This window comes from Saccharibacillus sacchari (assembly GCF_037722395.1).
GTDB classification, from domain to species: domain Bacteria; phylum Bacillota; class Bacilli; order Paenibacillales; family Paenibacillaceae; genus Saccharibacillus; species Saccharibacillus sacchari_A.
This window is the reverse complement of sequence record NZ_JBBKAR010000019.1, coordinates 84,258-93,150: the sequence shown is the minus strand read 5'-3', so window position 1 is coordinate 93,150 and position 8,893 is coordinate 84,258. Positions and strand designations below refer to the sequence as shown.

9 protein-coding genes are annotated in these 8,893 nt (G+C 56.3%); 4 read left to right on the top strand and 5 right to left on the bottom strand.

Features of this window, described 5'->3' with window-relative positions; all coding sequences use genetic code 11:
* Window positions 1-22: 22 nt before the first annotated feature.
* The 3 genes from WKI47_RS06640 to WKI47_RS06630 all read right to left on the bottom strand — a co-directional run bounded on the left by WKI47_RS06640 (window position 23) and on the right by WKI47_RS06630 (window position 2,097).
* Window positions 23-688 carry a hypothetical protein gene (locus WKI47_RS06640; RefSeq protein WP_340226389.1) on the bottom strand — a complete coding sequence of 222 codons (666 nt, stop codon included), beginning with the start codon at window positions 686-688 and terminating at the stop codon, window positions 23-25.
* Between the two features lies 1 nt (window position 689).
* Window positions 690-1,148 carry a hypothetical protein gene (locus WKI47_RS06635; RefSeq protein ID WP_340226388.1) on the bottom strand — a complete coding sequence of 153 codons (459 nt, stop codon included), beginning with the start codon at window positions 1,146-1,148 and terminating at the stop codon, window positions 690-692.
* Window positions 1,149-1,236: 88 nt separating this feature from the next.
* A complete protein-coding gene (locus WKI47_RS06630; RefSeq protein WP_340226387.1) occupies window positions 1,237-2,097 on the bottom strand; it encodes a DUF4097 family beta strand repeat-containing protein in 861 nt (286 codons plus the stop codon).
* A gap of 202 nt (window positions 2,098-2,299) precedes the next feature.
* Between WKI47_RS06630 and WKI47_RS06625 the strand changes: the two genes are divergently transcribed.
* Window positions 2,300-2,974, top strand: a complete 675-nt coding sequence (locus WKI47_RS06625; RefSeq protein WP_340226386.1) for a response regulator transcription factor — start codon at window positions 2,300-2,302, stop codon at window positions 2,972-2,974.
* Window positions 2,971-4,062 carry a HAMP domain-containing sensor histidine kinase gene (locus WKI47_RS06620; protein WP_340226385.1) on the top strand — a complete coding sequence of 364 codons (1,092 nt, stop codon included), beginning with the start codon at window positions 2,971-2,973 and terminating at the stop codon, window positions 4,060-4,062. The genes WKI47_RS06625 and WKI47_RS06620 overlap by 4 nt, the downstream gene beginning before the upstream one ends.
* An 875-nt stretch (window positions 4,063-4,937) precedes the next feature.
* Here WKI47_RS06620 and WKI47_RS06615 read toward each other — a convergent pair.
* A complete protein-coding gene (locus WKI47_RS06615; RefSeq protein WP_340226384.1) occupies window positions 4,938-5,084 on the bottom strand; it encodes a hypothetical protein in 147 nt (48 codons plus the stop codon).
* Window positions 5,077-5,502, bottom strand: coding sequence for a hypothetical protein (locus WKI47_RS06610; protein ID WP_340226383.1), 426 nt, complete (start codon window positions 5,500-5,502; stop codon window positions 5,077-5,079). Before WKI47_RS06610 ends, WKI47_RS06615 begins: the two co-directional genes overlap by 8 nt.
* 359 nt (window positions 5,503-5,861) lie before the next feature.
* Here WKI47_RS06610 and WKI47_RS06605 point away from each other — a divergent pair, with 359 nt between their 5' ends.
* Together WKI47_RS06605 and WKI47_RS06600 are read left to right on the top strand one after the other, a co-directional pair.
* On the top strand, window positions 5,862-7,355 hold the full coding sequence (locus WKI47_RS06605; protein WP_340226382.1) for a hypothetical protein: 1,494 nt from the start codon (window positions 5,862-5,864) through the stop codon (window positions 7,353-7,355).
* Entirely contained in the window at window positions 7,339-8,784 is a 1,446-nt protein-coding gene (locus WKI47_RS06600; protein ID WP_340226381.1) for a HAMP domain-containing sensor histidine kinase, read from the top strand. The genes WKI47_RS06605 and WKI47_RS06600 overlap by 17 nt, the downstream gene beginning before the upstream one ends.
* Window positions 8,785-8,893 lie beyond the last annotated feature (109 nt).

Here is an 8,893-nt window from a genome sequence, read left to right as displayed (position 1 = left end):
TTTGGGTTTGGGTTTGCTTACTTCACGTCTCGCCGACCCGCTTCCGATCCGCTCCCGCGCGGACCACGATATAGCCCCCGATCGACAACGCTCCGGCGCCGAACAACAAGCCGCTTAATCCGTTGTACGTCGACAGGTAGCGCGGATCGGCGAACGATAGAATCGCCGTTTGCGTCAGGACGAGCAAAAACAGCGCGAACGCCAGATTGGTCAGCTTGAGCAGCGTCACGAGGCGCACGCCCGCGCGTTTGGCGACGATCGCGCCGTAGATAGCCATGCCGATTTCCGTGAACGTCACCGCCGCGATCGCGATTGCGACGTTCGCCGGGTAATCGGCACTTCCTCCCCGCGTATACACATAGAGACTATGCAGCAAAAAAGGCACGCTGGTCGCGACGATGATCGCCCCTACCGCCGTATGAACGCGAAGGTCTTCTTCCCGTTGACTCCCGGCTTCGCCGTTCGAAAACAAAGATTCGCCGTCCCCGCCCCCGTCGCCGATATGGCGGTAGCTGCGGGCGGCGATCCATTTGGCGGCGGCCATGCCGACGCTGCACAGCGCGTATAGGCACAACGTCGGCGAAGCTCCCCATATGCCGAGCGCCAGCTTCACGAGCGCCAATCCGCTATTGGCGTAAGCGGACAGCAGCGCGAACTGAATATGGCGTTCGATCCGTCGGCTATTCATATCAATCGGTACGCTGCCGGTCCGGCTCGGCGGTTTCTTGGTGTTGGCGTCGTTCCGCTTGGCGGGAAGCTTTGCGCGCGGCTCCGATCTTCAGCAGCCGGTCGCGCATCCATTCCGTCGATCCGAAAAAAGGCCGGCACAACGCCAGCAGCGCCAGCCCGCAGCCTCCGGCCAGCAGCGACGCCCCGGCATCTTGCCCGTTCGTCCAGGCCAGCACGAACGCAAACCCTGCCGACGAAGCGGCGGACAACGAAGCGACGTATCCGGTCGCCACGATCGTCCAGCCCGCGAAAAAGAACATGAATCGCAAGATAAAAGTTCCCAGCAAAAACGGAAACAGAAACACGCCCAGCGTCGATCGGAACACGATCTCCCGTTCGGCCAATGCTTCCGCAGCGGACACGTCTTCTTCTTTTCGCGGGTATGGGGAATGTTCGCCGCCGTCGATCGTGACTCTCATCGCCGTATCGCTCCTTTCACTTCGTATTTTTTAATCTCCGACAATCATTTTTACTTTCCAAAAATCTTCCGATCCCGTACGCCGCCGCTCAATCCGTGATATGAATGCTACCCTGCCCGGAACGGATTTGAAGCTCGCGGTACGGTGCTTTGCCCAAAAACCCGTGCGCGGAAGCGAATTGTCCCGGTGCTTTCGGTACGGTCCGAACCTTCGGCGAAGAAGCGTAGACCTCTCCCGCTTGGCTGACCGCGCCCACCTCGGCGTCGGCATCCTCGCCAATCCGCACGCGGACTTCTCCGCTTTGCGACGCGCATTCCACATGGCCGTCGATCCGGGCGATATGAAGCGACAATTCGCCGCTGCCCGTGCCGAACGTGCCGCTGCCGCCGAACTGCCCGATACGCAAATCTCCCGTCACGCTGCGCAAGTCGGCTTCGCCGCTGTCCAATGCCCGCACGTTTACGCCGCCGTTGGAGCTGGACAGCTTGACCCGCTTGCTTTCCACCGCGCCGAATTCCAGTTCGCCGCCTGTCGTCTCGGCATTCAGCGCTTCCAGTTTCCAATCTTCCGACGTGCGGATACTGCCGTAGATCGTGGACAGCGACAGCTTGCCCCGCCAATCCGCAGGCACATCGATCTCGATCCGGCTGCGCAGTTTGAATCCGCGACGTTTGCCATGCCGGATTTCGATTCCTGTTCCTTTTTTTGCGACTTCGGCTTTGAGTTCGTCGTCGTTCAGATTCATGTATTCCCGCACGACCAGCTCCCCGTTTCGCGAATGCCCCAGCACGAAGCTTTCGGCGATATACTTGACGCGAACCGCGTTCACGCCGTCCAGCGGCAGCGACACGGTATGTACCAGCTCCGCGTTCTCCGGACTTTCTTCGTTGAACATCCCGGTGACCAGCCCCGTAGCCGCATTGGCGGCGTTTTTGATCCATTTGTTCATCTTGGCACGCTCCTCCCGCGATCGCGCCCCGGCAAGGAACGTACCGCGTTAATGTTGGACAGGCGATGACGCCTTTTCCATATGTCCATGCTAGACCCCAAAAATAAACGCAGGCTAAACCCCGTCTCAACTACCGGTTTAGCCTGCGTTTATTTTTTTCGATATAGTAGTAAAAAGAATAACGCACGAGGAGGCCGCGATCATGTTTCATATTTTGGTGGTGGAAGACGACAAAAACACGAATAAGCTGATGGGCGCGATTCTGCGGGCCGAAGGGTATACGGTGACGGCCGCTTTCGACGGACGCGAAGCGCTTGACCGGCTGGACGAACGCCAATTCGATCTGATCGTCGCCGACGTCATGATGCCGAATCTGGACGGATACCAACTGACGGAAACGCTGCGCGCCGCCAATTACACCTTGCCGATCCTGATGGTCACCGCCAAAGAATTGCCCGAAGACAAACACCGCGGCTTTCTGGTCGGCACCGACGATTACATGACCAAGCCTGTCGACAAAAAAGAAATGCTACTGCGGATCGCCGCCCTGCTGCGCCGTTCCCGGATCGTCAACGAACGGCAGATCACGATCGGTAGCGTGGTGCTTGGCTACGATTCGCTGACCGTCAAACGGGAAAACGAATCGCACGCGCTGCCGCCCAAAGAATTTTACCTGCTATACAAATTGCTCGCCTACCCCGGACAGGTGTTCACCCGGCTGCAACTGCTCGACGAAATCTGGGGGCTGGACACGGAAAGCGGCGAAAGCACCGTCACCGTGCATATCAACCGTTTGCGCAAACGATTCGAACATTTCCCGGAATTCGAGCTGCAAGCGGTGCGGGGACTGGGCTATCGCGCGGTGAAAAACGGATGAGAACATTGCGTTCGCCCGCTTCCAAATTGAGTTTGTTTTTGCTGCTGTCGATCAATTTGTTTCTAATTATCCTCGTGATCCTGACCGTGTTCGGCATCGCGTCGGCGGCATTGATCCGGTTCGGCTGGGTGCCGGCCAACTTTTACGAACGTCCCGTGGTCGGGCCGTTGTTTTTTGCTTGCGTCGTCAGTTTGTTCATCGGATTTTCCACGCTGATCATGATCGACAGTGTGCTCATCAAGCCGATGCACCGCATGATCGACGCCGTCAACGAGTTGGCAAAAGGCAATTTCGGTACGCGCATCCGGCTGGCAAAAGGTTCGCATTCGCTCGAAATCAACGAATTCGCGCGCAGTTACAACAAAGCGGCGGAAGAACTCGGCAGCGTCGAGCTGCTTCGCAAAGACTTTATCAACAACTTTTCGCACGAGTTCAAAACGCCGATCATCTCGATCAAAGGCTTCGCGGAACTGCTTCAAGACCCCGAGCTGCCTCAAGCGGAGCGCGACGAATATTTGGAGATCATGATTTCGGAATCGGATCGGCTCGCTCGGCTGGCGGCCAATATTTTGGAACTGTCCAAGATCGACTCGCAAAAGATCGGCTCCGGCATGACGGTATTTTCGGTCAGCGAACAGGTGCGGCGCGCGATCCTGATGGCGGAAAGCAAAGGCGCGGCCAAATCGCTGGCGTTCGAGCTGGAGATCGACGAAGTCGCCGTACTCGGCAATCCCGATCTGCTCAAGCACGCCTGGGTCAATATCCTCGATAACGCGATCAAATTTTCGCCCGACGGCGGAACCCTCGCGATCAGCGTGCGGCGCACGGAGCAATCGGCACAGATCCGTATCCGCGACGAAGGGCCGGGCATGGACGAAACGACGCTGCGGCATGTGTTCGACCAGTTTTATCAAGGCGATACGTCGCACGCGTCCGAAGGCAACGGTCTGGGCATGGCGTTGGTAAAAAAGGTGCTGACGCTCCACGGCGCGCGCATCGATATCGACAGCGCGCCCGGCGAAGGCACGACCGTGACCGTCACGCTGGCGGAAGCGGAAGCGACGTTGGGGAAAAACGAAGCGTTGTAGAGAGATTTTTTAAAAGAAGGAAGCATTGTAAAGAAGCGCTATGAAGAGGCGTTGTACAGGTGCTTTATAAAGAGGCGCTGTGAAAAAGACGCGAGCGCCGTCGGGGCGCCCACGTCTCCAGCATGTCGGAAAAGTACCGGCAGCCGTTTTTTGTCTCTTTTTCACGTATGGACGCTGAGTTTTACCCGGTACCCGACCAGCAGATGTTACCCTACAAGGCGCGGACAGGCACATCCCCTACACGGATCGGAACAAGCGGGTACTTTGACCGTATACGATTTTCGAGTTGAACGGGCGGACTCTTGCTAGGGCGTGTCTTCAAACCTCGATGGAAGCAGATTTGGCCGAATTTTCGTTCTCGGCAAGGAACTTTTTCGAAGGCGTGCCGGGGCACGTCAAGGGAAAGTGACGAAGCCATTGGTGGATAGCGACACGCTTCAAGTCGATATCCGCAGAGGACGAAAAGGCGGCAAAAGATGCACATTGGCAGGTTTGAAGACACGCCCTAGAGCGTTAAGGTTTACATTCGCACGCCAACACCATATCGTAAGCGGTCAGATTGCTAGAATCAAAATTCTGAAAATAAGTGCGAATATACACTTATTTGCTTCATATTTTGCGATTCAGGAAAAATAGATGCGGATATGCACTTAATTTCTCGCGCTTAGGCTCTTTCACGCGCTTTTTCTTCAAATAGTTGCAGATTTGTACCTATTTGAAGATTGGGGAGCAAATCGAGCGAAATAAGTGTATTTGAGCACTTATTTTAAACACCTCGACCAGGCGGAGTCCTTTTATCCGATTTCGATACGCGACCGAAACGAATTTTTCTCGGACGCTTCCCGCTCCCACGTACCTTTATCGACAAAACCTGCTCAGTGATTCCAAAAAGGCAGATCCGGCAGCACGATCGTATCCAGGCCGCCCAGCCAAGTGCCGATGCCCGCGATGACCAGTCCGACGGCCAGCAGAATCAGCGAACCTTTCATCGGCGTACCCATTTTCTTTTTCCCGTTATTCATGCGCGTTCTCCTCCTTTGCCGCTTCGTTTCGTTGCGCTTTGAGCAGTCGAACGGTCGTTTGCAGTTGAGCGTGGAACTTTCCGCCGAGCTTGAAAGCCGGAACGGCCAGGCCCAGCGCCGCGATGCCGCAACCGAGGCCGAGCAGCAGTCCGCCGGCTCCGTCGCCGAAGCTCGCAAGTCCGCTCCAAGCTCCGTATGCGCCCGCCGCGACGGCCGCAGCCGCAGCGAAGAACAACGTCCCCGTTACGATTCGTCTCGCCAACACATACATGAACAGCGTCGCCGCCACCGCCGTTTTCCAGAATGTTTCGATCGGTTGCCATAACGTTCGCGACGCGGCCGACCGATGTTCGGCCGCACGCCATATTCCGCCGCTTCCCTCATACTTGCGTTCGTTCGTTTCAACCGTAATCTTCATGGCTTTCGCCTCCCCGAAAAGTTTGATCTTGCTCCACCGTTCGCGCGCTGCGCTTCGGCTTATGGGTCTAGCTTAAAAGGCTTTCGTAAATCGGGGCTAAACTCGGGCTATCGTTTCGTTGAGAATTCGATTCGGTTCAAAGGTTAAATTCTTTTGAGAGAGGTTTCAATCCGGGGAGGTCGGACCTTATTTTTCACAGTTTGAAATCGGTCGGAATTTTCCTCTTGACCTGCGTGCGTTTAACTGCGAAAATGAACCGCTGAAACGTTTTCCTGTCGCATTTCCGGCATCGAAGCCGATATATAAGAAATAGTACCTTTTCAACGCCAATCGCTCATTCTGTTAAGGAGAACCCGCTCATGAAAGCACTTAAAATCGCCGGCCTGTTGTCTCTTTTGATCGTCGGCGGATGCGGACGGATCGCTTCGCCGGGCGATCTGCTGCACGCTCCCAATCTCGCAAACGAAGAACAAGCGTTGTACCGGTCGGTGCAGCCTTTTCTGCCCGCAGGCTACCAGCTCACTACGCCCGACCAGTCGGATCAGGGAAGCGCGATTCGCCTGGCGGATCTGGACGGTGACGGCGAGGAAGAAATGATCGTTTCCTATAAAAAGCCGGATACCGATTACGAGGTTAATATCATGATCTTGACCAAACGTGGCGGCGCATGGCAAAAAGCCGACCAAATTACGGGCAGCGGAATGAATCTGGATTACTTGGGGATCAAATCGCTGACCGAGCCATCGTCGTCCGAACTGCTGTTGGGCTACGATAGCGGAAGCACGGGGCTCCCGCGCGAATTGTTCATCTATTCTTTTTCCGGGGGCAAAGCTGAAGAGATCTTCCATGAATCCTACGATCAGATCGCAGTCGGCGACTTGATCGGCAACGGACTTGAACAAATCGCCGTCGTCCCTCCTGCTGTAGATGCCGAAGATACGCATTCGCAGATCCGGCTGATCGGCGAGAAAAGCGGCAAATTATCCCTGCTGGCAGAGCGTCGAACCGATGGCTCGGTGCTGAACATGCAAATCGAAAAAGCCGCAACAAACACGGACGGACTTTTCGCGCAAGTGATGAGCACTACCCGTTCCGGCTACGCCATACTGCTGGCCTGGAAAAATAACGATCTGGTCAACGTGTTGTCTTTGCCTCAGCAGTCTTACGACGAACGTATGTCCAGACAAGATTTGAAGCTCGGAGCGCCCGACGGCAATCCCGATCTGTCGTTGACCGAAAACAAATGGTGGATCGATTATCCGGCCAAAAACCGGGATGTGGACGGCGACGGCATTTTGGAAACGGCTTTGCCTACGCCGATGCCGAGCGTCGAAAGCCCTTCCGGCACGCCCCAGCTCTGGAGCGATTCCTATTACCGCTGGGACGGGAATCGCACGATGACTTTTATCGAAGACCGCTTCTGGCAATGGGGCTACGATCTGCGCATTCCCGGCCGCTGGCTGGGCAAATACCGGATCGAACTTCCGACCGGCAGCGAAAATGCCGCCAGCGAAGTGCGATTCGTGTATCCGACGGAACGCGAAGACGGCAGCACCGTCACGCTTCCCCTGCTCACGCTGCGCCAGATGTCGAGCGAAGCCTGGAATGCGCTCAAACCCGTGTTGGAGAGCCGGCAAAGCGAATACGTGGTGCTGGGTAGCGGCGGCTCGATCATTCCGGGCAACACGTCGCAAGTCACGGTGGCTTTGCTGCCGGACGGAAACGGGGATCTGACCGGAGACGCCGCACGCGACTATGAAGCGCTCCGTCTCACCATTGCGGAAGTTCATGAGTTGGCGGGGATCAGCACCGAAGACGAAGAGGAGGCGAGCAGCGATGTTGAAAAGCATTAGAGGACGCCTATTGCTTCAGATCGGTCTGCTGCTGCTCACGATCGTGGTGCTGCTGGAAGTCATTTTCGCCGCAGCCGTATCGACCTATTATTTCGACAGCGCCCGTCAGATCGTTCAATCCCGCGCCGTCACCGCCGCCACGCTGTCCAATCAGTTCATGGAAGGTTACACGCTGCCGGAGCGGGCCCGTTATATTTTGGAAAACCTCGTCCCGAGCGAAAGCAGCCGCGTGGAGGTACTGGATTTGCAAGGACGCACGGTGGTGGATTCGTACGGCTTTTCTTCGTCCAAACGTATCCGCACGTCAGACGTGCGCATCGCGCAACAAGGCGGGGTCGGCAGTTATTCCGGTTATTCGAACGCGTTCAAGCAGCGCATCATGGCCGTATCCAGTCCGCTTGTCAGTTACGGCGAAGTCATCGGCACTTTGCGCTTTTCCGTCTCGACGGAACCTTTGTACGACGAAGTCGCCAAGCTGATCGTTTGGGCGGTTGGAATCGGGGCGGCGGTGCTGCTGCTCGGCTTCGGCCTGAGTCTTATCATCGCCCGTCAGATCGTCGGCCCGATCAAGGAGCTTACCGTCATTTCCCGGAAAATGGCGACCGGGGACTTTACGGCAAAAGCGGTGCGTCAAAACGACGACGAAGTCGGTACGCTGGCCGATTCGCTCAATCATATGAACGAAGAGTTATCCAAAAGCGAGAAAATGAAAAACGACTTTATCTCGACCGTTTCCCACGAACTTCGCACGCCGCTTACCTCGATCAAAGGCTGGGGAGAGACGCTGGTCGTCGGCGGCCTGGACGATGACGAGACCACCCTCAAAGGACTCAGCGTCATTACGAACGAGACGGATCGGTTGATCGGCCTTGTCGAAGATCTGCTGGACTTTTCCAAATACCAAGCCGGACAAATCAAGATGCGCTCCGTGCCGGTCGATCTGAATCTGCTGCTCCAGCAGTTGGATCTGCAATACAGTTGGGCAGGCAACAAGCGCGGCGTGACGCTGAGCACCTATCTGCCTGACGAGCCGCTTCCGATGCACGCCGATCTCAACCGGCTGAAGCAGGTGTTCGTCAACGTGCTCGACAACGCGATCAAGTTCTCCGATCTGAACGGCGAGATCCGTATGACCGCATCTTGCGAAGACTTGCAGGTTCATGTCTCGGTGCAAGACGACGGCGAAGGCATTCCGGCGGAGGACCTTGAACGAATCGGACGCCGTTTTTACAAAGGCAGCTCCAAAATGTCCGGCAGCGGGCTGGGACTTGCGATCAGCAAGGAAATCGTGCGCTTGCACGGGGGACAGATCCGAATCGAAAGCGAGTATGGCGTAGGCACGACGGTGACGGTCACGCTGCCGCTGGCGGTGGAAGAATTCATGTCGGGATCAGAAGTCGCGACGCATCTGGCTTCGTCGGACAAGTAAGAGGCGGATGGGCTCGACTTAGAATGTCGAGGAGGTCCTGTTCGGGAGGAAAGCGGGGCGCTGCGGGAGAAGTTCGTTCAAAACTTTGTCTCACTCGGAAATTTACGGT